The organism is Corynebacterium sp. c3Ub_189, from assembly GCF_039907195.1.
Taxonomy (GTDB): Bacteria; Actinomycetota; Actinomycetes; order Mycobacteriales; family Mycobacteriaceae; genus Corynebacterium.
The window spans coordinates 57,299-78,292 of sequence record NZ_JASBOF010000010.1 but is presented as its reverse complement, the minus strand read 5'-3'; the positions used below and the strand labels follow the sequence as shown (position 1 = coordinate 78,292).

Below are 20,994 nucleotides of genomic sequence, written 5' to 3'. Positions count from 1 at the left end.
AGCATCCTCATGGATTTTCTTCTTGCTATAGCAAACTTCCTCGTCAATGAGATCCTCTCCGTCCCGGCATTCCTCATCGGTATCATCACCTCGGTCGGCTTGGCCGCGATGGGACGCGGCACCGGCAAAACCATTGGCGGCGCCATCAAGGCCACGCTCGGCTTCTTGCTCATTGGTGCCGGCGCCGGTCTCGTTACCGATTCGCTGGAACCGCTCGGCGCCATGATTACGGGCGCTACCGGCGCGCAAGGCGTGGTCCCGACGAATGAGGCCATCGTAGGCATCGCACAAGACCAGTTCGGCAGCCAGGTCGCCTGGATTATGATCCTCGGCTTTGTGGTCTCCCTGCTCCTCGCCCGCTTCACGCCCATGAGCTACGTGTTCCTCACCGGTCACCACGTCCTCTTCATGGCCACACTTCTCACCATGGTGCTCGCCCCTGCCGGGTACTCGTCTTGGGTCGTCATCGCTTTTGGCGCGGCCCTGCTCGGCATCCTTATGGTCTCGCTCCCGGCTATCGCGCACCCATTTACCCGCCGAATCACCGGCGATGACTCCGTTGCCATCGGACACTTCGGCACGGTGGGGTACTTGGCCGCGGGCGGCGTCGGCAAGCTGGTAGGCGGCAAGGGAAAGAAGATGTCGCCCTCTACTGAAGACCTGAAGCTGCCAGAAGGCCTGCGCTTCTTGCGCGATTCTATGGTGGCAACCGCGCTTTCCATGGCGTTGATGTACGTGGTGCTCGCCGTGTTATTCATTGCCCGCGCCGGTTCGGAGGAAGCCTTTACCGCCTTCCCTGACGGCGCCACTAATGTGGGCAATTTCTTGATGCAGTCCGTCACCCAAGGCCTCCAGTTCGGCGTGGCTGTGGCCGTTATCCTCTTTGGCGTGCGCACCATTTTGGGTGAGCTCGTACCCGCATTCCAGGGCATCGCGGCCAAGGTCGTGCCCGGCGCGATTCCCGCACTGGATGCGCCCATCGTCTTCCCTTATGCCCAAAATGCAGTACTCATCGGCTTCATCTCTTCCTTCGTGGGCGGACTGGTGGGCCTTGCCGTACTTTCCACCTGGCTCAACCCGGCCTTTGGCGTCGCCCTGATTCTGCCGGGCCTCGTGCCCCACTTCTTTACCGGCGGCGCGGCCGGCGTTTACGGCAATGCCACCGGCGGCCGCCGCGGCGCGGCACTCGGCGCCTTTGTCAACGGCCTCATCATTACCTTCCTGCCGGCGTTCCTCCTCAGCGTCCTGGGTTCCTTCGGCTCCGCAAATACCACCTTCGGCGATGCCGACTTTGGCTGGCTCGGCCTGCTGCTGGGCTGGTCCATCCACGCCGACGGCGCTCTGGGCCTATTCTTCATTGCCCTTATCGCGCTGGCCATCTTGGCCTTGGGTTGGGTTTGCCAGCGCACGCTTGTCGACGCCCACTGGGACCCCTCCCCTCACCGCCCTGCCCCCACCAGCGCTGCCGGTGCCCCCGAGGGCGCAACCGCGGCTGCTACGTCCTCCGGCACCGCCAAGAACTATCCCAAGGTGCTACCGCCCGAGGGCGCCCCGGTTCCACCCGCCCGCATCGAGCAGTAACCCCCACACCACACCCCAAAGGGCGCTACAGTATCCCTATGCAGCGCCCTTCTTTATTCCCCGTAGCGTCCATCCTTCTCGCCGCTGGCCTCACCGTGAGCGCCTGCGGCTCCGGCTCCGATTCGAATAACAACTCCGCGCCGGCGAATGAGCCGGCCTTCTCCACCGCACAGGACAATAGCTCCGCCGCGGGCGAAGCCGAAGAAGAATCCGGCTCGGAGAAGGACACGAAACAACCCCGCACCGAAACGGTCACCAAAGAAGCTGAACCGGAGCAGCCTGCTCCGCCGGCCGGCGGCAACCACAACATCAACGCGGGCCAGATTGGCGGCTACTGCGGCACATCGTCATCGGGCGATTCTATCGATGCCGGCGATCTGACCTCCTGCGAATTCGCCGCCGCGGTCTTCGATGCCGCGATGCAGGCTAGCTACACCATGCGCTCGAAAGATCCCACGGTGACGGCGGTATACCACGCAGATATCACCGCCAGCAGCCCGGTGACCAAGCAGTCCTATGACCTGGATTGCCGCATGGGCAGCGACCAGCGTGTGCTCACCTGCGAAAAGCCCGGCGATAAAACGGTGCGCGCCTCGTTTCAAACCGCGGACAGAGGCGTGTGGTCCAAGCGCGTGGCCACCACGAACTAACCACTACCCAGCAGCTTGCCGACGCCGCCCACCAAGTCTGCCCCTACTCCAACGCCACCCGCGGCAATATCGAGGTCACCGTCAGCGTCGTCGAAGACTAGCGTTCTTGCGTACAATCGGCGGACGTACAAAGACCCAATAGAAAAGGAGTCATCATGGACGCCGTTTACACCACCGAAGCACTCTCCACCGGCGCGGGCCGCGACGGCCGCTCTGTAGTCAAGGATTCCGATCTGGACTTCACCATGACCGCCCCGAAGGAGATGGGCGGCAGCGGTGAGGGTGCTAACCCGGAGCAGCTCTTCGCTGCCGGTTACGCCGCTTGCTACCACTCTGCACTGAAGGCAGTGGCCAAGGACAAGGGCGTAGACGTGGAGAACTCCACCGTCGGTGCCCGCGTTTCCCTAGGCAAGAACGACGAGGGCTTCTACCTCGGCGTGGACCTCGAGGTCACCATCCCAGGCGTTGAGGACGACAAGGCACAGGAGCTTGCCGACGCCGCCCACCAGATGTGCCCTTACTCCAAAGCCACCCGCGGCAACATCGAAGTCAACGTTGGTGTTGCACAGGACTAATTCCTAGTCCTCTCCCCCCAGGCCCACGCCGCGCTACTTTCAGCGCCGCGTGGGTCTTTTTATGCCTTGCGCAACCTCTTTCGTCTACGTCCCCGTCGACCGCTCGATGATTCAGCAAGGTCAAACCCCATTTTTAAAAGCGCACGTTTTATCAATTAGCCCGCCAGCTGGAGCGCCTATTTTATAAAATCGGCGATTTTTAACAATTAGGCTTCCCCTCGGCCTTCCCTTAGCCCCGCTAATTGATCGAAATGGATCTCGCTAAGAAAAATGCCAGACGAAGGCGGGCGAGCTGAACTACTTATCCCATCAAGTTGTTGGTAGTTCCGCTTGAAGGAGCTCAGGATTCGCACTCCTAGCCCCATACTTGGGCAGGTTATGTTTATCTACCTTCCTTCTGCCCTTGGGGCAGTGGAACTAGTCGCTGGCTTCGGTATGGCTTATTTTCGTCCCAGTCTGAAAGTGATCCGAGGGGGTGATGCCGCCGAAGGCAGTGACATACTCCAGACTGCTAATAGGAACCTGACCCGCACAGAATGTGCGAGGCCTCAAAATAATGTGGATGCCAGCGTGAAGTATGTCCGACCACCAGCGATGAAATAAGTCCCATACTCATTCAATTCGATAGGAGGTCAGGCACATCCGCTACTGGCGTCTCCTTTGGACAGTATTGTGAAAAGTTGTCAGTCTGTCTAGTTCTTTCTTTAGGTCGGTCGATTTCGGAAATTCTTGAGCGGAAATTTCTCCAGCTTTGCTATGACCACGCATAAGCCTCGATTCAACTGTCATTCCTAATTCCACGGTAGCCAAATCTTCTTCATTGATATCGATCAGTGGTCGAAGGTTTTGCGTATGTACCGCGGGATCCATTCTTACAACAGCGGAGTTTAACAATGTTTCTTCAACAACTCGCTCCCACGTTTCCCTTACAGCGCCTAGGAAAGACTCACCAGCTGGAGGATAGTCATCCGGCTGTTTTCGCTCCAAAACTTCAAGCCTCTGCATTTCTTTCTTCAAAGCGCCAAATTGCTTTTTGAGCTTTCGTCGTTTCAAATCAATTGGGGTCAAGCAACCTGCACCGTCGGCTCTCCTATATATCTCGACTTCCGAGATCTCTGGAAGCCGAGGCTGCCCCTCGGCGGTTCGAGCTAGATTCTCTTCCTTCAGCATCTGATCCAACAATTGCACAAACGCAAAGTCATGCGAAAAAACAACGATCTGTCTCATCGATGATTCCCTCACCAAACGACGTGCAACCTTTTCCCGGAATCTATGGTCAAGGCTTGTAACCGGATCGTCAAAGATAAGGCATGATGAATCGTCAGATCCAGTCAGGTCCGCAAAAAATCCAGCCATCGAGACAATGCGCTGTTCCCCTTCGCTTAATATTTCTTCCATCCGATGGGATTTTTGGGAATTATATTGTGGCTTTATATAGCTGACCCCTTTAGAGGTTTTGGCTAACACCAGCTCTACAGGGATCGACGAGTCGAATCCGAGCTCAGCCAATTCGATAGAGAAGCGACTAGATATTTCTCCGATAAAATCATTGGACAACTTTTTCACCAGGTACGTCGCACTACGAGCATTGCACGCCTTAGAAGCCGCTACGTGAGCCTCTATGAACGCCCTCGTGTCATGCTCTTCCTTGAGCACAAATCTATTCTCAGCCGCCGCACGCAGACACTTGAGTGAAGCAATTCTCCCGCCCAAGCTATCTTCCGCATCGTCGTCTAAATCCGACGATCGCAATTCACTTTCTTCTCGATTAAGTTTTTCTTCGAATAGGTCGAAAGCTCTATTTAGATCTTTTAGCTTTTCCACAACCATGTCCCCACCAGTCGTTGGCTTTTCCAGCGAAAGGTCGGCGTCTACACCACCAATGATCCCAGATTCATTTGCGGTGAGTTCAGATTCTATTTCCCAAAAAAGTCGCTTTGCATTCGAGTAAAATTCTGTGAGCCCGTCTACGAAAACATTTGTTAAGTCACTCGGCACCTCTAGCTCCCTCACTAAAGCTGTTGAGCACTCAGTACCTTCAAGATCAAAATAGTTCTGGATTCCATTTAGGGCCTCCTTAGCTGCTTCATAGGTGGCCTCTGCCTTTTCTAAACGTTGATTCGCCTCCCCTTTAGCAACCCGTTCAAAAGCCAGGAGCCTATTTCTGGAATTCGAATCCAAGTCCTGGTGACATACAGGGCATGCTTTCCATTGTGAGACCTCCGAGGCATGCTGCTCATGCCCGCTCGGGAGTGAGGCAAAGAAGTTCCTAGCAGTGTTCCACAAAAATGGCCAGTTATCAGTTACGCAAATTCGAAGTTTATCGGCATCGCCTAAGGAATTCTGTACTTCGTTAACTGACTGTTTCGCTCGTTCAAATTCGCTCCGAATTAGTGCAGCGTCATTCGGTGTCAATCTTTGGAGCACTTCGGCGATTTTTCCCGCTTTAGCGCGTTCTGCTTGCGCCAAACTCTTCCTCGATTCAATTCTCCTAAGTAAGACTTCTTTTGAATCCAGTCTAAGTCTCGAAAACCGCTCTTCAAGGTTGGCGAGTTCCTCTTCTTGACTGTCAGAGAACTCCTGCAGACCGTCGATAGCCTCTTTTGCTTCTTTAGGCTCCATCGATCTGACATCATTTAAGAATTGACCAAACTCCTCAATTCCAAATGTGTCGATTTTCTTTTCCCTAAGCTCGAGTTCTTTAAGTCGACGGTCTACCTCTATCTTGACTTCGCCTAAAGCTTCAACGAAACGAGACAATACTTTAATTTGCGTGGGAGAATAAGCTATTTTCTGTTCATCGGCTAGAAGACTTTGTGCAGATGACGAGTCGTAGACTCGGACGCGCTGAAAGCTACTGTCAACAAACTTCTCCACACCCGTCCACTTTGCTTTCCTTTCCTTGTCCCCCTCGAGGAAGCAGATGGAAGCTTCTGGAGTCGTTGCAGCAGAGGCCAAAGCATTTGGCAGAATTCGATTATCGCCCCTACTAGCGGCGAATTTCTTAAGAATGCGTGCGTAGCCTGATTTACCCGAACCATTTTTACCGAAGATTACAGTCATTCCGGTCGGTTCAATTTCAATACTTTCTCCAGGCTGCAACCGATTCACACCAGAATGATGCGAAACATTAATCAATTTTACTGGTTCCTCTGAAGACTTTTTAATTCCGAAATCTTTCTCCGAAAAGCTTTTCTTTTTGCCCGTAGCTTTTCTTGATCTTGGCTGGAACCAGCACTCGTCCGGCGCGAAGAATGCCTCTACAGCTTTATCGGCAAGTTCATCGAAATATTCCGCGGAAAGGGTCACGCCTCCTGCCACATCGGTAAGTAGTTCATGTTGCCATTGCTCTGTCAGGCCTTCTGCTGCCCAGGTGACTATCTCTTTTGAGAAATCCGTTTGCGTCATTCGCTCCGCTCCTCATAACTAACTCGCTGCACCACCTGCAGCTCGAGGCGATTAACAGCCCCTAGAAACTCCCGTACCGTAAAATCACGGAACCTATATTGCTACTTTACAAGTACGAAAAAGTCTTTGTACCGAAAATTCTCGTCTCCTAGGGGCTCAGAAATAATCGGGCGCATGGTGAAGTCAACCTCTCATCCTTTGGTTGCTATTCCGAAGAGTTTCTTAACCTGGATTGAACCGACTATCTCTCATGCTTCGGCACGAGCGCACGCTCTACAGACGATCCACTTTCAAAAGACGAAGGCCAAGCGTTCGGCATTCCGAATGGGCAAACAATGCTGGTCAAGAACCCCTCATCTTGAACATTGCCCAATACGGGTCAACGGTCGCAATGTCTCAGCACACTCCCTGGAACAGGCAACGCCCAACTTCTGCACTTTCCCAGAGCTACCCGTCGTTCGATGGCGTTCCAAGGTTGCCGTAAACCACTTAGTCTCCGGCGACTTTACCGCGAAGTGTAGGCGTCAACTATAGAGCCTACTCAGCTAGGTAAGCATTTTAACGCAATCCCTACCCCAGCCCTCATTTGTCGCGAGAGGAGGGGCCTGGCCCCCCGGAAAGTAGACACGTCGGGGGTTAGGCCCACTCGACGGAACAGGTCGAGCACACATAGGCGGGCCCGGGCCCTAACTGACGGAGATTTCGCAGATTTCCTGGGCGGTTTCAAGTGGCGGACGCATCTATGCAACCGGGAGATCATCTAGTCTGGATTCTCTCCGCGCTTAGTACTCGGCCTCTCTACTTCAATCGGTCTGGCTCCATTCTCTCCTACGAGGTCGCACTCAGCCTTTTGGCCCTTCAGGGGAGTTCACAATTACCCCTTTTTTCAGAATGATGTTTGCATATTGCGCCGTCTCACTGGTCATGATCGTCGCATGGGAGTGACTAGCTCGTCGGTAAAACTCAAATCGCTCTAGCAAGGTTTCTTCTGCAGGATCATGCCTACCTATTATCTCGCCATACGCCTGCCAAACAACCGGTGCTGCGTCTCCCACAACGGGCTCCATCAGCGCGTACTGCCATTCGTGATATTGATCCAGAGGGAAGTACCTCAAAATAGCCTCTAAAAGGTCGCATATCCGATGCCCATCAGCGCGAATGATCTGGCCACCCGCTCCCGAAAGTGGGTAGTGAGCATCTGCAATTGTTATCTCGTCACCATGTCCCATTTCTGCCAGTACCTTCAAAAGGTCAGGAGACAAAATCGGTGGAATCCCTTTAAGCATTGGTGGACTCCTTCTCCTGGGCCTTTCGATCGATGCCGTGGCGCATGGAATAGACACCGAAAGCACCGACAATCAAGAAGCAGACCAAGACAAAAATGAAAGCAAACTGCGGGTTTGTAGCGTCCTGTAAGCTTCCATGGACTAAAGGCGCAATGGCGCCGCCCACGATAGCCATGACCAAGCCTGAGGATGCAAACTTGGTGTCCTTGCCGACACCGGTAAGAGCAACTCCATAAATTGTCGGGAAAAGAAGCGAGATACATCCAGATAGTGCTGCAATACAGAGGGCACCCACGACATTCCCAAGAAGAACTCCAACTAGGGAGAACACCACACCTGCGCCGCACATAATGGTCAAGAGCAAACGGCCGTCAAACTTGCCCATGAGCCAGACCATCACAAATCGTATTAGCAAGAAGGAAATCAGTGACAACTGCAACCACCAGCCCGCATCTGACTTTGAAGCCCCCAGCGTGTATTCCACGTAAAATGGCAAGAACGTCCAAATGCAGGTCTGTGCTGCGATATTGAAGAACTGTGCGACAACGCCAAATCTGTACGTCTTATTCCGAATCAAGCGGCCGAAGACACCAGGCTCAACCCCTGAGAAATCGGTCTCCTCCATTCGCTGGTTTTTGGGGATTTTGACTACAGCAATCGCTACCGCGAGACTCAAATACAGAATTCCGAGAATGATGTACGGGACCATCACTTTTTCGAGTTCGCTAGATGTCTGAGCAAGCAACTCCTCCTCATTCATCCCCTGCTTCGCCACAGCCTCGGAGATATGGGGAGCGACCAAGAGAGTTGCCATTAGGACACCAATGTTCGAACCGATTGGATTAAATGCCTGTGCAAAGTTCAATCGACGCGTTGCATTGTGTTCTGGCCCAAGAGACAATACAAAAGGGTTCGCTGAGGTCTCGACAATCGATAAACCGCCTGCTAAGACAAACAGAGCAAGCAGGAATGTACCAAATGTCATTAGTTCCGCTGCAGGAAAGAACAGGAAGGCTCCGGCAGCAGCTAGTGACATTCCAATAACCACGCCACCTTTGAAACCAAACTTGGAGTTAATGATTGCAGCAGGAATTGCCAGAAGGAAATACGCACCGAAATAGGCAAATTGCACCAACGCTGACTGAAATGCACTCATGTCGAAAACTGAGCTGAAAACATTAACCATCGGTGCAGTGAGGTCAGTGGAGATTCCCCAAGCCGCGAAACACGCAACAATCAAGGCAAACGGTAGCAGCAGACCGGGATAAACGAAACTGCTGTTCACTCCATCCTGGTCTGTTTTGTTTAAGGTCACATCAGACATGTCCGTCACCCTTCTATCCAGAGAACTCATATTGTTTGACTGCTTCCAACTTCATCTGGCAACTATTGCCGGGCGAGCGTGGTGCAACGTAGTTGCCGTTTCTGATCATCACCGGATCAATGAAGTGCTCATGTTGGTTATCGACGTACTCGATCATTCGGTTTTTCCTTGTGCCAGAGATGGCAACAAAGTCAAACATTGCGAAGTGCTGCACTGACTCACAGAGCCCAACACCACCGGCGTGAGGGCAAACGGGCGTGTCGAACTTTTTCGCCAAGAGATACTGGACAATCAGCTCCTGTGGACCGGCAACTCGGGCTGCATCAACTTGCATAACCCCAAACGCCTCTGCCTGAAGAAACTGTTTATAGAGAATTCTGCTCTGCATCTGTTCCCCCGTCGCTACAGGGATCGGGGCAATTGCCTTAGCAATGGTCGCGTGACCTAGCACGTCATCCGGACTCGTAGGCTCTTCGACCCATGCCAAGTCAAACTCGTGGAACTTATTGATCCACTCAATAGCGTCGGGAACATCCCAAACCTGGTTGGCATCGACCGCGAGTTTTACGTTGGGATCGATGGCCTTACGTACCAACGACAAACGACGAAGGTCATCAGCCAGATTCTGCCCGACTTTGAGCTTGATTAGCGAGAATCCCATTTCTTCCGTTTCCCGCTTAGCAAGACTGAGCATCTTTTCGTCGCTGTACCCGAGCCACCCAGCGGCGGTCGAATACCCTGGATAGCCTTCCTCGAGCAACTGCTGAATTCGGGTCTCCTTGCCTTCTTGGCCTTGCCGCAAGATTTCCAAGGCCTCCTCAGGAGTAAGAGCATCGGAGAGGTAACGGAAATCCAGCGTTTCCACCAGCTCTTCTGGCTCCATTTCCGCCAGAAGCAGCCACAATGGCTTGTTCGCTCTTTTTGCCTTCAGGTCCCAAAAGGCGGAAAGTATCGCACCAATTGCCATGTGAGCGACACCTTTCTCCGGTCCTAACCAACGGATTTGAGAATCATAAACAAGTTCCTTCCAAGCACTGCCCATTTTCTCTAGGTACGGCTCGATTTCCTTACCTAAAAACCTCTCGGCCAGCGTGTCAATAGCTTTAACAATGATGTCGTTGCCTCTTCCAATGGAAAAGACAAATCCGACACCTACTTCTCCCGCGTCTGTGTGCACTTCCAAATATGCGGATGAGTAGTCCGGATCTGGATTCATAGCGTCAGATCCCGACAAAGTTGCCGAAGTCGGAAATCTGAAATCATACGTCTTTAGGTCAGTAATTCGACTCATCGAACGAGGCCTCCGTGTGGTATTGACAACGCACTTGTTCCGTACAGTAGAACCGTGTTCTGCTGTTATGAAAAATGTAGTACCCCTCACGCTGATACGCAAGGGGTAATTTGCACCACAAGCTTTTCTTTAGTTTCCAGGCCCCAGATTCACCACCACCCGAGAGCTTTGTACACTTGTAGGTGTGAATAAATCTCTGACTGCAGCAGACAAGACACTGGTAGTCCTCGAGGCAGCCATCGCTCACCCGCGATTCACTGATATTGTAAAGGCCACTGGCTTCCCGAAGGCCACCGTGCACCGCCTAATCCAGACACTCTTGGACTACGAGTACATCGGACAAAGCGAAGTCGGCGATTATTTCCCCGGCCCCACCCTGCTAAAGCTAGGCGGCACGGCGCTCAACAGTATCGATATCTCCCAAGCTGCCGAACCACATCTACGACACCTAGTCAACCGCACGGGCCTGACGGTACACCTTGGCGGGTTAATAAAAACCGAAGCTATCTACCTTTCCAAGATTGAAGGGGTGGCGCCATATCACATCCCCTCAGGCGTTGGGCAATCCTTGATGCTGCACACCACTGCGATCGGTAAGTCAATCCTTGCTTTTCTACCCACGGACGATGTCGCAGAAGTAGCAGTAGCTGCCGGTTTACCGGCAAGAACACCGAATTCAATTACCTCGCTCGCAGAGCTGCAGCAAGAACTCAAGCACATAAAAAGCACGGGGTACTGCTTCGATAACGAAGAGAATGTCCCTGGAATCCGCTGCATTGGGGCCCCGGTTAAAGCACGGGACGGACATGTCAAATACGCAATCTCGATGACAGCCTTGGCGATGGAAAAAAGCATCTCTGACCTTGAGGAGTACGCACCACTCGTCCTGGAGGCTGCAGACGGGGTATCTCACGCTATCGGCGCTTCATAGCCTTCTCCACAAAGGTTAGCTCTATTCTTGGATGTAAATCACTTGTTTTTGCAAAAGGGGTTTACATCACGTAAATCTGCGCTAAAGTTGACGCCACATGGAACCATGTTCCATGTGGCGTCAACTTTGTTTACCGGAGGTAACGAGTATATGGAGCTCAACCTAAACCGAAAGGTGGTCGCTGTTACAGGCGGCAAGAAGGGAATTGGCAAAGGCATCGTCCTTTCCTTAGCCAAGGAAGGCGCAATTCCCGTAGTTATAGACAGGAATCCAATTGATGAGGACTTCGAGTCGGCTCTCCGCGCTGTATGTGAAGATTTTTCATACTTCACCCTTGATCTCCGCGACACCGACAAGATCCAAAGTGTTGTTGATGAAGTCATCGGCAAATACGGTTCCCTATATGGAGTGGTTAATAATGCCGGTGCGAATGACAACCTTGGCCTAGAAGACACGTCATGGGAGCAGTTCGAGGAGTCGTTGCACGCAAACTTGACTCATTATTACGAGCTGGTGCGAGCTGCTCTTCCGCATTTGAAGAAATCTTCAGGCTCGATTCTGAACATTGGATCCAAGACTGCGCTAACCGGGCAGGGCCATACTTCCGCATATGCAGCTGCGAAAGGCGCCATCCTGGGTTTAACTCGAGAATGGGCGGCTGCACTTGCAAAGGATAATGTGCGAAGCAATGCGATCATTGTCGCTGAAGCCTGGACGCCGCTCTATGAGAAGTGGATCACTAGCTTTGGCGACGAAGACGCCCAAAAAGTGCGACTAAACGAGATCACCCAGAATATTCCGCTCGGAGCGCGGATGACTTCTGTGGAGGAGATTGCTGACACTGCAGTCTTCGTGCTCTCACCGCGGTCTTCGCACACAACCGGCCAATGGATTCATGTCGATGGCGGATATGTTCACTTAGACCGTGCCCTACAGCAATAGGGAGGTCGAGATTTGAGCACCCTTGACATAATCGACAGTCACTTTCACCAGTGGAATCTAGAGAAACAAACGCTGCCCTGGTTAGAAGCTGAACCCACAGCTCTTAAGCGCTCTTTCTCTGTTCATGAACTGATGCGCCAATATGAGCAGATCGACGACGTACGCCTAGTGGGGTTAGTCCATATCGAAGCTGACTGCGAAGATCCTCACGAGGAGCACCAATTAGTACGTCAACTAAAGACATTTGTTCCGGCTTTTGGCATAGTCAGCCGGGCTAAACTCTCTACTGAGATGGACATACTCGCCGATTCCAATGGTGTCCGCGAAGTTCTCCACACCCCGTCAGCAGAACCAGGGCGCTGCCTCGAGGAAAGCTTCCTTGCAGGATTAGAGTTGCTCTCTAATCACGGTTTGCCGTTCGATGCTGTAATTCGGCCACAAGAAATCCCTGACATTGCCCAAGCCTCCAGGCTCGTGCCGGACGCCTCAATAATCCTCAATCATGTTGGCAATATCGCTGCCCTCACCTCAGAAAACATGCAGAACCTTCGCGAGTTCGCGAATACGCCAAATACCTTTTGCAAATTGTCCGGCATTCCCGTTGATGAACCTGGTCTCGCTCATGAGATTCTTCAGTTTGTCAAAAGTACTTTCGGTACTGACCGTTTATTGTTTGCTTCAAACTGGCCGGTAGGAGCAGTGAGGGAAGCCGTCGCTCAGCAGGTACAGCTTGTGCGGAATGTCTTTGGGGATGATCCGGCAGTCTTTAAGAACAATGCGTCCGCCATTTATCGTTTAGGAGTATAAGAAATGCAACCTGGAATCTATTGTCCTTCCATCACACCGCTAACTGCAGATGGAGAGTTCGACTTTGTAGCGTGGGAAGAACACCTTACCAATCTGGCTCAGGCTGGAGTCAATGGAATACTAATCTTCGGAAGTATTGGAGAGTTTTATAGCTTCTCCCTCGAAGAAAGAATTGAGGCGACCAAATTCGCGAAATCGTGCCTCGGCGATCGGACCCAGCTCCTTGTCGGGACTGGAACCAATAGCCTAGATGAAACCGCCCAGCTGACGCGAGAAGCAGGAGCTGCCGGTGCCGACGGGGCAGTTGTGGTTAGTCCGTACTACTTTGGCCCCACGGAAGAGCAGGCCGAACAGTATTTTACAGAGCTCGCGCGCGCCACTGATACACCAATAATCCTGTACAACTTTCCTGACCGCACGGGAACCGACCTGAGCCCCTCACTGGTCGGGCGACTGAGCTCCGCGAATCCGAACGTTGTCGGATTGAAGGACACGGTTGACTCTATCGCCCATAATCGACAAGAGATTAAAGCGACCGGCGATAACTTCGCAGTGCTTTCTGGTTTCGACGAATACTACATCTCGAACCGCGTTGCCGGAGGCGCAGGAGTTCTAAGCGGACTCACGAACGTAATACCTGGGACTTTTGTGAAAATGCATCGCTCCTATGAAAACCAAGATTACGGTACTGCTTTGAATTGTGCCTCTGCAATTTCTCGTCTGATGGCAGTCTACGAAGTCGGAGACTGGTTTATCCCCACAATTCAATACGCTACTCGGGTAAAGACTGCGCTCAATTTCGAAGTAGGTACCCGAGCCCACCACATTCCGCTATCAGATAGCGAAAAGCAATTGATTGAAACTCTCATATCTGAAATCTAACTACCCAGAAAGAGCCATAATGAGCATCCAAAACTACATCGGTGGAGAGTTCTTCTATGTCGAAAACCAGATCCCTGTTCACAACCCTTCCAATGGAGTGCTTCTCGGTGAAGTCCCAGATTCCGAAGAACACGTAGTCTCCCTTGCGATTAAAGCTGCAAAGCAGGCGCAGCCGGACTGGGCGAAGCGCACCATGATTGATCGTGCCGGATTTCTAGTTAAGCTTGCGTCACTGATCCGTAGAGACTCGGAATCACTTGCCCAGTACCTCGTTGAGGAACAAGGTAAGACACAGAGCCTTGCAGCTACCGAGGTCGGTTTTTCGGCCGACTACCTTGACTACATGGCGGGCTTCGCGCGTCAGTTGGAGGGCGAAGTACTGCCATCAGATCGGCCCAACGAGGTCATTACTTTGACGTATAAACCCGTTGGCGTAGTAGGAGCAATCCTTCCTTGGAACTTCCCGTTCTTTTTGATTGTAAGAAAGCTTGCCCCCGCATTGCTCACCGGAAATACGATTGTGATGAAGCCAAGTGAAGAGACTCCGCTCAACGCAGCTGCATTCTGTGCGCTCGTTGAAGAAGCAGGATTACCAGCTGGTGTCTTCAACATGGTTTTTGGGACTGGTGCAACTGTAGGCGCTGCGATCACATCATCTCCAGATGTGAATCTGATTTCGATGACAGGATCTGTCAATACCGGCAAAAAGATCATGGCGGCTGCCGCGGAGAATCTCACTCGAGTAAACCTCGAATTAGGCGGAAAAGCTCCTGCAATTGTTCTCGAGGACGCTGATTTGGATCTAGCAGCAGACGCGATCTGGAATTCGCGGGTCATCAATACCGGTCAAGTGTGTAACTGCGCTGAAGTCGTCCTAGTCCAAAAGGACGTGCACAAGGAATTCGTCTCGAAGTTGGTGGATAAATTCAATTCCACGAAGTACGGCGACACCAGTACAGATGCTGATCTTGACATGGGCCCACTAATTAACTCAGCTGCGCTTTCTAGGGTTGAAAAATTCGTCGAAGAAGCAGTTCAGGAAGGCGCCGATGTTCTCTGCGGCGGCGAACGCGATCAGACACTCCCCGAAGGTTACTTCTTCAAACCAACGATTCTTGACAACGTCAAGAAAGGAAGTGCGATTACTCGGCAGGAAGTATTTGGTCCGGTACTGCCAATTGTCGTCGTAGACGACCTCGATGAAGCATTGGAATTCGCCAACACATCCGACTACGGATTAACTTCCTCGATTTATACCGAAAACCTGCATCACGCAATGAAAGCGTCGCGAGAGCTACAGTACGGAGAAACGTATATTAACCGCGAGAATTTCGAAGCGATGCAAGGATTCCATGCGGGCCGTAGAAATTCCGGAATCGGCGGAGCGGATGGCAAGCATGGCCTCCTAGAATACGTGGAAACTCACGTTGTCTACACTGAATCGAAGTTGTAGGACCCCTACGCTTCTGCCAGCAGTTCGGACCGCTCCCCCTCGGTCCTTCACCAGCGCGTCGTAGGCAAGAGAGTTGGCGAAGTGGAGCAAGGGTTCTCCTACTAGAGAGCAGTGTCGCTGTCAGTTTAGGAATGGTCAGCACGGCGGCAAGTTACCGCGTTCCACCCCATGAGTGCCAGATGCGGATTTTAATACCTGTGTTCTACGTAGTTGGTACTTAACCGGCCGAGTATTTTAGTCATCTGGACCTTCTGGGCCGGAGACCTTGCGCATGTCGAAGTCTCCGACATGGATTCGGTGGCCATTGTTGAGACAACTTACGTGCGATGCGGCTCCGCCCCTGTCTGGCAGTCCTGACTTGACTCACGGCTAGGTGATGAAGGTCACCCTTGACATTGTGGCCTGTGGGTTTGGTGTTGTGGTGGTGGGCCTGACCCCCGGAAAGTAGACACGTCGGGCGTTAGCTATGCTGCTTGGGTCAGTGTAGCCGATGTGAGCGCTTCGAAGTCATCGAGGGAAAGAAGGTTGCACCAGGAGTGTCGTCTGCGCGTGTTATAGCGCATGCACCACCGGAAGACTTCTTGGCGGCAGATGATGGGATTGCCAAAGACTTTCCGATCACGCAGAACTTCACGCTTTAACGTGGCGTTAAATGATTCCGCCAGGGCATTATCGGCACTCGTACCCACTGCTCCCATGGATTGGCACACACCAAACTGGGCGCAGTGGTCCCTAAATGCCTGTGAGGTGTACACACTGCCGTGATCGGAATGGAAAATTGCCCCGTTAAGGCTTCCGCGGACTCTTCTGGCATGAGACAAAGCTTCGATAACCAGTGATACCCGCATGTGATCGGCTAGTGCATGACCGACGAGTTTGCGCGAGTAGACGTCAATGACCGTGGCTAGGTACATGTTCTTGCCGCCCTTACACGGCAGGTACGTAATATCGCCTACGTAGACGTGGTTCGGTCTGTCCGCGGTGAATCTACGGCCTACTAAATCGGGCATGACTCGGTGGCCAGGCTTACGCCTAGTGGTAATACATCAACGCCGTTTACTAAAGCCTTTCAGCCCCATGGATTTCATGATGCGTGCGACCTTCTTATGGTTGATCGGGCCGAAGTCCGTATCGTCGTTGAGGCTTGCAGCGATGCGTTTAGCACCATAAAGCCCATGCCCATCATCGAAGACGGTCTTGATTCGTGCACCAATAAGAGCATCAGAACACATCTTTAACCTGCGCTCTTCGCAAGTGTTGACCCATTTGTAGAACGAGGAGCGATTGAGCTTTAACACGTGGCACATCCGCTTGACCGAGTACTCGGTTCGATGGTCATAGACAAACTGGAAGCGGATTACCAGCGTGTCCCTTTAAGCAAAATATTTCGCGGCCTTGCGCAGGATGTCGCGTTCTTCGCGCAGCTTCGCGTTTTCTTTTGTCTCACTGGCGGATCCGTTCAGAATCAGTCGTCGCCTTCGCCTTGTCACGCACGGTCTTCGTGCGGGCACGCTTGCCGGTGCCGTACTGATTAAGCCAGGAATAAAGTGAGGAGCGATTGACTCCAAGCTCTGCTGAAGCCGCGTGAAGTGAGAGGTCCTCATTGTTTTCGTAGAGGGCCACAGCATCACGTTTGAACTGTTCGGAGTACCTAGGCATGGTGGTAGATTACCTTTCTTCCCAACCCAACCGGGCTGGATATCAGGTGTCTACCAAACAGGGGTCAGGTCCGAGTTCGTGGACAGCGTACAAATACAACCTTCCGCATTGGGCGCATTTTCGTTAGTATCCAATATTCGCACTCGGTTCGACAAACCGGTTTCAAGCATGCGCCTGACTAAGTTAGGAACGTGGTCTTCCGCTGGGTTTCACCTGAGGCCCCGGAATTGACCAAGTAAAGAGCTCCTCCCTTCCACCAGGTTTGAAGTAACACATACAAAAGAGAGTGTCTGATGGTTAGTGTGGGGACATCGAACCTGCTTGCGAAGATGGAGCGTAACTACTGACTCACGACAAGATCAAGCTGCTTGTTGACGCTGGAACCGCGACACTGATTGATGACCCAGACGCAGCCTCCCCGGATTCCTATGATCAGCTTCAGGCCATGTAGCACGCCTCGGGTATCAGGGATCCGGGCTCGGAGACTGCGGAAACCCCCAGCCCTACTCTCCCTCTCCCCTCCTCCTAGCTTCCCTACGCTCGCGCCTTCGAGCACGTTTTGCTTTGCGAATGTCAACGACCCAACGCGGAACAAAAGGCCACGGAAGCGGGATCCCGAAACCACCCGTCATCCCGACAGCTCCGATAAAGACAGCTGCCACGAACACAACCCGCAGCACTGAGTCGACAAACTCAGGAGGGTTCATGCTTTCGACCAACCCTACGACACCGCCAACACCCATAATCAGCGAGCAGTAAGGATAATAGAAGAGGACACCATCACTTGCTGCACCCTCCCAGGCGCTTTCGTCATACCACTCTTCCGATCGGGGATTCCTCCGCACGTCCAGGATGTAGTAGGTCCAGAAGAGCACCGCGACAAGCACTAGCCCGACGTATACGAGCAGCTCGGTAATATCCGCGTCCATAGAATATGGCCTCCTGTGCTGCTGGTGGCGGTATGCAATAAGACGCTACCAGCGCCCGCTGAGTAAGACATGAGACTAAACAAAATACGTCTGCAGAAAGCACACCGGCCACGGAGAAACTTATAGGCCCAAACATTTGTCGCGCCTGTGGTCTTGCGCCCTTAAGGCCTTTAGCGTATCCGACTTCCGCAGCATCCGCGCCGCGCAGACGCCCCGCCTTCACTCTGCCCACCATCGAGTACTCTGCCACATCCTCGCTTGCCGACGCCCCTTTCCACCCCGCCCACAACGCCCCAGTACTTTTGAGCTGCAGTCTGCGCCCCACTCGCCCGCGCATTGGTGCACGATGTGGCCTGCCTGCCGCACGTCGCTTAGCACTGCCTCCCGCATCACCCCCCCTCATCCGCACCGGCGCACCGCCATTCCACAAGGCAGCCGCCCTGCGTCCGGAGAGATTCTGGTCCGTAGAGAAAACCAACGCCGGCGAATCGAAACTCCGCAGCCTCAGCCAAGCATGAGCCGCGCCGCGGGCGCTCGTTGGGGCCGGGGCATAAAAGGAGCGGGCGCTTAGCGACGCCTCCCCCAAACCCTCTATCCCAATCCTGAATCCGAGATTGCCCACATTTCCGCCCCTTCACTGAAGCCCCTAGAGAAACCCCATTCGCGCTACTTCATGGGCAAGGTTGAGGTTGCGGCCGACGCTTTTCTTCTCCGGCGTCAAGTTTCGCTCCAGACAACTCATCTTTTGCGCAGAACCTCGCGGACCATCCCTGCGCGTGTCAGGCGAGATAAGAAATCCAATTAGGTGTGCTGCAGCCCTAACGGTTCAGTGATCCGATCACTAATGTCTACCCCAACTCCGGCCGGTACTTTTCCATAATTGCTTCCAAGTCATGGAACAGTGCCGGTCCGTACGTCGGGTGGCGGAGGCCGAACTCGACGCTAGCTGGAATGAAGCCAGAGGGATTGCCAAGGTCGTGGCGGATGCCATCGTGGACGACGACGTGGACGGGGTGGCCTTCGGAGATGAGCAGATCGATGGCGTCGGTAAGCTGTAGCTCCCCGCCCTTGCCTGGCTCGATGCGGCGAAGGGCGTCGAAAATCGCGCGATCCAATAGGTAGCGGCCCGTAGCCACCAAATTCGACGGCGCATCCTCAACCGCGGGCTTTTCTACCATGCCTACGACCTTCTTTACACGGGCGTCGCCAGTAGCTTCAATATCGAATACGCCATAGCTTGAGACGTGTGCGGGATCTACTTCCACCGCCAACAACACGGAACCGCCTTGCTCCTGGCGTACCCGAATCATCTCACTCATGGCAGCAGTCGGCTCAATGACGTCGTCCGGAAGCATGACTGCAAAGTAGTCTTCATCGTCATCCAATACGGACTCGGCCAGCCCCACTGCATGTCCCAATCCCAAGGGCTTGTCTTGGGTTACGGCAACTGGATGAATGATCTCCGCGGCACGCTCAACCTTCGCTGCCTGCTCGTCCTTGCCACGGGCACGGAGAAGCTCCACGAGATCTGGGAACTCATCAAAGTGGCGCATGACTTCGTCTTTGCTTGGCGACGTCACAATGGCCAGCCTCGATGCCCCCGCTGCCGCAGCTTCTTCCGCGATTATCTCGATACCAGGGGTGTCAACCACGGGAAGAAGTTCTTTTGGAACTGTCTTTGTGGCAGGCAGAAAACGGGTACCCATGCCGGCTGCGGGGACAACAACGGTACGAACAGATGAAAGATAATTCTGCATAAGTTCTACATTAATCGATTTGCTCTTGTCCACGTGCAACTGACGCAATTTCAGTACCGGAGCAACTCAGAAAGGAATTAAATAATCTACTTGAAGTAGGCCTTTGATCGATTTTTGCGTGTCATTTTGTTTCTCACTACAACTCCGGCTACTACCCAAACGATCAGCGCTATAAGGGAAGGAATGCTCAAGGCACCAGGAGAACCAGGCACGAACAATAGCAACAAAAACCCGACTGAAATAAGGCATCCCCCGAGCCCGAAGAGCTTCCAAACAAGATTAGGTTCGACAGGCTCCCCAGTACTCTGGGTCAGTCCATCTTTGCCAACCTTCCACACAAAGTAAGAAGTGTAAAAATACGCAACTGTAACTCCAGCACTTGACATATCAACGATCCATGTAAGCGCAGATCGTCCAAACCAAGGTGTTAAAAGGCACAGGGCCATAACGACCAAAACTGCATTTTTTGGAGTGCCCTTCTTAGAGTCCAGTCGTCCAAGCCACTCAGGCAACATCTTGCTTTGCCCAAGGGAAAAAATTACCCTACTAGCGGCTGTATAAAATCCATTTAGGCCAGTGAGAACACCGGCGCTAACCGCAAGGACCAGAAGAAGAAGCCCCGGCCACCCCATAATATCGCCTATTGCGGTGGCTGTTGGCCATGCGAACTTTGCATACAATTCGTGTTTAGTTCCTACCGCAATTGTGGTGGTAATCATCATCAGGCTATAGATTCCAGAGGCTGCTGCTGTTCCGCTCACCAAAAGTGCCATCGCCTTTTTAGGAGAGAAATTGAACTCCCCGGCCAATTGGGGAATCGAGTCAAAGCCGACATATGCCCACGGGGCGAAGGCCAAAATAACAAGCACCGCAGAAAATGGAGAACGGCTTTCTGGAAATCTGGGGGCTAGCTCGGGATTTTCCCTAAAGTAGTAGAATCCTATAACTGCTGAAACCGCCAAAACCGCAACCAACATGATTAGGACTGCGTAAAACTGAAACCTACCGGACAACTCTGTGTCAGAAATGTTAATCCACGCGAAAAGACCAATAAATGCGGATGCTATGAGCACTTCGGGGAGATAAATGGTCCACTCCGCAACGCTATAAAGCGGAAGCCGCATAACAAACGACGGAAATGTAGATCTAAAGACTAGTGTGACAGCGGAAGCATTAAGAGCAACAATGCAAGAATATCCCAGAGCTAGGGACCACCCCACTACAAAGGAATGCCGGTCTCCAAGGGAAGTCTTAGCAAAATTGATTGCTCCTCCAGTGACGGGCATAGCTCTAATTGCCAAACCATAGTTGATCGCAATTATCGTAATGATAACCCCGCCAATGACGAACCCGAGCAAAGTTCCTGATAGACCAGCACTCATCATCCAATCAAACGGAAGAACAAATGCTCCCCAACCAATTGCCGCCCCCAGGGCCAACGCAAAGATCCAACTTGGCTTATATTTCCGCTGCAATCTTGGTCGTCTGCCCGTTCCCAATCTAGTCATTTCGTCTCGCA

At 52.8% G+C, this 20,994-nt stretch carries 15 protein-coding genes and 2 pseudogenes; 9 read left to right on the top strand and 8 right to left on the bottom strand.

What is annotated here, in order from left to right; all coding sequences use genetic code 11:
- The first annotated feature begins 9 nt into the window (after window positions 1-9).
- From QKD99_RS06560 to QKD99_RS06545, 4 genes and pseudogenes are all read left to right on the top strand, one after another.
- Window positions 10-1,581 (top strand): PTS ascorbate transporter subunit IIC, encoded by a 1,572-nt coding sequence (locus QKD99_RS06560; RefSeq protein WP_347951044.1) that lies wholly within the window; start codon window positions 10-12, stop codon window positions 1,579-1,581.
- 38 nt (window positions 1,582-1,619) lie between these two features.
- Window positions 1,620-2,231, top strand: coding sequence for a hypothetical protein (locus tag QKD99_RS06555; RefSeq protein ID WP_347951043.1), 612 nt, complete (start codon window positions 1,620-1,622; stop codon window positions 2,229-2,231).
- Between the two features lie 8 nt (window positions 2,232-2,239).
- A pseudogene (locus tag QKD99_RS06550) lies at window positions 2,240-2,332 on the top strand (organic hydroperoxide resistance protein); the annotation flags it as partial.
- Window positions 2,333-2,386: 54 nt separating this feature from the next.
- Window positions 2,387-2,806 carry an organic hydroperoxide resistance protein gene (locus QKD99_RS06545; RefSeq protein WP_005328206.1) on the top strand — a complete coding sequence of 140 codons (420 nt, stop codon included), beginning with the start codon at window positions 2,387-2,389 and terminating at the stop codon, window positions 2,804-2,806.
- 645 nt (window positions 2,807-3,451) lie between these two features.
- Here the strand turns inward: QKD99_RS06545 and QKD99_RS06540 are convergent.
- From QKD99_RS06540 to QKD99_RS06525, 4 genes are all read right to left on the bottom strand, one after another.
- Window positions 3,452-6,214, bottom strand: a complete 2,763-nt coding sequence (locus tag QKD99_RS06540; RefSeq protein ID WP_347951042.1) for an AAA family ATPase — start codon at window positions 6,212-6,214, stop codon at window positions 3,452-3,454.
- A gap of 842 nt (window positions 6,215-7,056) precedes the next feature.
- Complete coding sequence (locus QKD99_RS06535) at window positions 7,057-7,500, bottom strand: RbsD/FucU domain-containing protein (protein WP_347951041.1); 444 nt, start codon at window positions 7,498-7,500, stop codon at window positions 7,057-7,059.
- On the bottom strand, window positions 7,493-8,824 hold the full coding sequence (fucP, locus tag QKD99_RS06530) for an L-fucose:H+ symporter permease (protein WP_347951040.1): 1,332 nt from the start codon (window positions 8,822-8,824) through the stop codon (window positions 7,493-7,495). The genes QKD99_RS06535 and fucP overlap by 8 nt, the downstream gene beginning before the upstream one ends.
- A gap of 13 nt (window positions 8,825-8,837) precedes the next feature.
- A complete protein-coding gene (locus QKD99_RS06525) occupies window positions 8,838-10,040 on the bottom strand; it encodes an enolase C-terminal domain-like protein (protein ID WP_347951039.1) in 1,203 nt (400 codons plus the stop codon).
- 259 nt (window positions 10,041-10,299) lie between these two features.
- Here QKD99_RS06525 and QKD99_RS06520 point away from each other — a divergent pair, with 259 nt between their 5' ends.
- The 5 genes from QKD99_RS06520 (at window position 10,300) to aldA (ending at window position 15,130) form a co-directional block, all read left to right on the top strand.
- On the top strand, window positions 10,300-11,046 hold the full coding sequence (locus QKD99_RS06520) for an IclR family transcriptional regulator (protein WP_347951038.1): 747 nt from the start codon (window positions 10,300-10,302) through the stop codon (window positions 11,044-11,046).
- Window positions 11,047-11,196: 150 nt separating this feature from the next.
- The gene (locus QKD99_RS06515) at window positions 11,197-11,988 is read left to right on the top strand and encodes an SDR family oxidoreductase (RefSeq protein WP_347951037.1); all 792 of its coding nucleotides are present in this window, start codon (window positions 11,197-11,199) and stop codon (window positions 11,986-11,988) included.
- A gap of 12 nt (window positions 11,989-12,000) precedes the next feature.
- Window positions 12,001-12,795, top strand: a complete 795-nt coding sequence (locus QKD99_RS06510; RefSeq protein ID WP_347951036.1) for an amidohydrolase family protein — start codon at window positions 12,001-12,003, stop codon at window positions 12,793-12,795.
- A 3-nt stretch (window positions 12,796-12,798) separates the two neighbouring features.
- The gene (locus QKD99_RS06505) at window positions 12,799-13,677 is read left to right on the top strand and encodes a dihydrodipicolinate synthase family protein (protein WP_347951035.1); all 879 of its coding nucleotides are present in this window, start codon (window positions 12,799-12,801) and stop codon (window positions 13,675-13,677) included.
- 19 nt (window positions 13,678-13,696) lie between these two features.
- Window positions 13,697-15,130, top strand: coding sequence for an aldehyde dehydrogenase (aldA, locus tag QKD99_RS06500; RefSeq protein ID WP_347951034.1), 1,434 nt, complete (start codon window positions 13,697-13,699; stop codon window positions 15,128-15,130).
- Window positions 15,131-15,594: 464 nt separating this feature from the next.
- Here the strand turns inward: aldA and QKD99_RS06495 are convergent.
- The 4 genes and pseudogenes from QKD99_RS06495 to QKD99_RS06480 form a co-directional block, all read right to left on the bottom strand.
- A pseudogene (locus QKD99_RS06495) lies at window positions 15,595-16,789 on the bottom strand (IS3 family transposase).
- Window positions 16,790-17,292: 503 nt separating this feature from the next.
- The gene (locus QKD99_RS06490) at window positions 17,293-17,718 is read right to left on the bottom strand and encodes a hypothetical protein (protein WP_347951033.1); all 426 of its coding nucleotides are present in this window, start codon (window positions 17,716-17,718) and stop codon (window positions 17,293-17,295) included.
- An 848-nt stretch (window positions 17,719-18,566) separates the two neighbouring features.
- Window positions 18,567-19,475: a UTP--glucose-1-phosphate uridylyltransferase gene (locus tag QKD99_RS06485; RefSeq protein ID WP_347951032.1), complete on the bottom strand. Its 909-nt coding sequence runs from the start codon at window positions 19,473-19,475 to the stop codon at window positions 18,567-18,569.
- Window positions 19,476-19,561: 86 nt separating this feature from the next.
- Window positions 19,562-20,983 carry an APC family permease gene (locus tag QKD99_RS06480; RefSeq protein WP_347951031.1) on the bottom strand — a complete coding sequence of 474 codons (1,422 nt, stop codon included), beginning with the start codon at window positions 20,981-20,983 and terminating at the stop codon, window positions 19,562-19,564.
- Between the last annotated feature and the right edge of the window lie 11 nt (window positions 20,984-20,994).

Coding starts and splice junctions, on each gene's coding strand:
- QKD99_RS06560 (WP_347951044.1), top strand. CDS start 10: ATGGATTTTCTTCTTGCTATAGCAAACTTCCTCGTCAATGAGATCCTC.
- QKD99_RS06555 (WP_347951043.1), top strand. CDS start 1,620: ATGCAGCGCCCTTCTTTATTCCCCGTAGCGTCCATCCTTCTCGCCGCT.
- QKD99_RS06545 (WP_005328206.1), top strand. CDS start 2,387: ATGGACGCCGTTTACACCACCGAAGCACTCTCCACCGGCGCGGGCCGC.
- QKD99_RS06540 (WP_347951042.1), bottom strand. CDS start 6,214: ATGACGCAAACGGATTTCTCAAAAGAGATAGTCACCTGGGCAGCAGAA.
- QKD99_RS06535 (WP_347951041.1), bottom strand. CDS start 7,500: ATGCTTAAAGGGATTCCACCGATTTTGTCTCCTGACCTTTTGAAGGTA.
- fucP (WP_347951040.1), bottom strand. CDS start 8,824: ATGTCTGATGTGACCTTAAACAAAACAGACCAGGATGGAGTGAACAGC.
- QKD99_RS06525 (WP_347951039.1), bottom strand. CDS start 10,040: ATGAATCCAGATCCGGACTACTCATCCGCATATTTGGAAGTGCACACA.
- QKD99_RS06515 (WP_347951037.1), top strand. CDS start 11,197: ATGGAGCTCAACCTAAACCGAAAGGTGGTCGCTGTTACAGGCGGCAAG.
- QKD99_RS06505 (WP_347951035.1), top strand. CDS start 12,799: ATGCAACCTGGAATCTATTGTCCTTCCATCACACCGCTAACTGCAGAT.
- aldA (WP_347951034.1), top strand. CDS start 13,697: ATGAGCATCCAAAACTACATCGGTGGAGAGTTCTTCTATGTCGAAAAC.
- QKD99_RS06490 (WP_347951033.1), bottom strand. CDS start 17,718: ATGGACGCGGATATTACCGAGCTGCTCGTATACGTCGGGCTAGTGCTT.
- QKD99_RS06485 (WP_347951032.1), bottom strand. CDS start 19,475: ATGCAGAATTATCTTTCATCTGTTCGTACCGTTGTTGTCCCCGCAGCC.
- QKD99_RS06480 (WP_347951031.1), bottom strand. CDS start 20,983: ATGACTAGATTGGGAACGGGCAGACGACCAAGATTGCAGCGGAAATAT.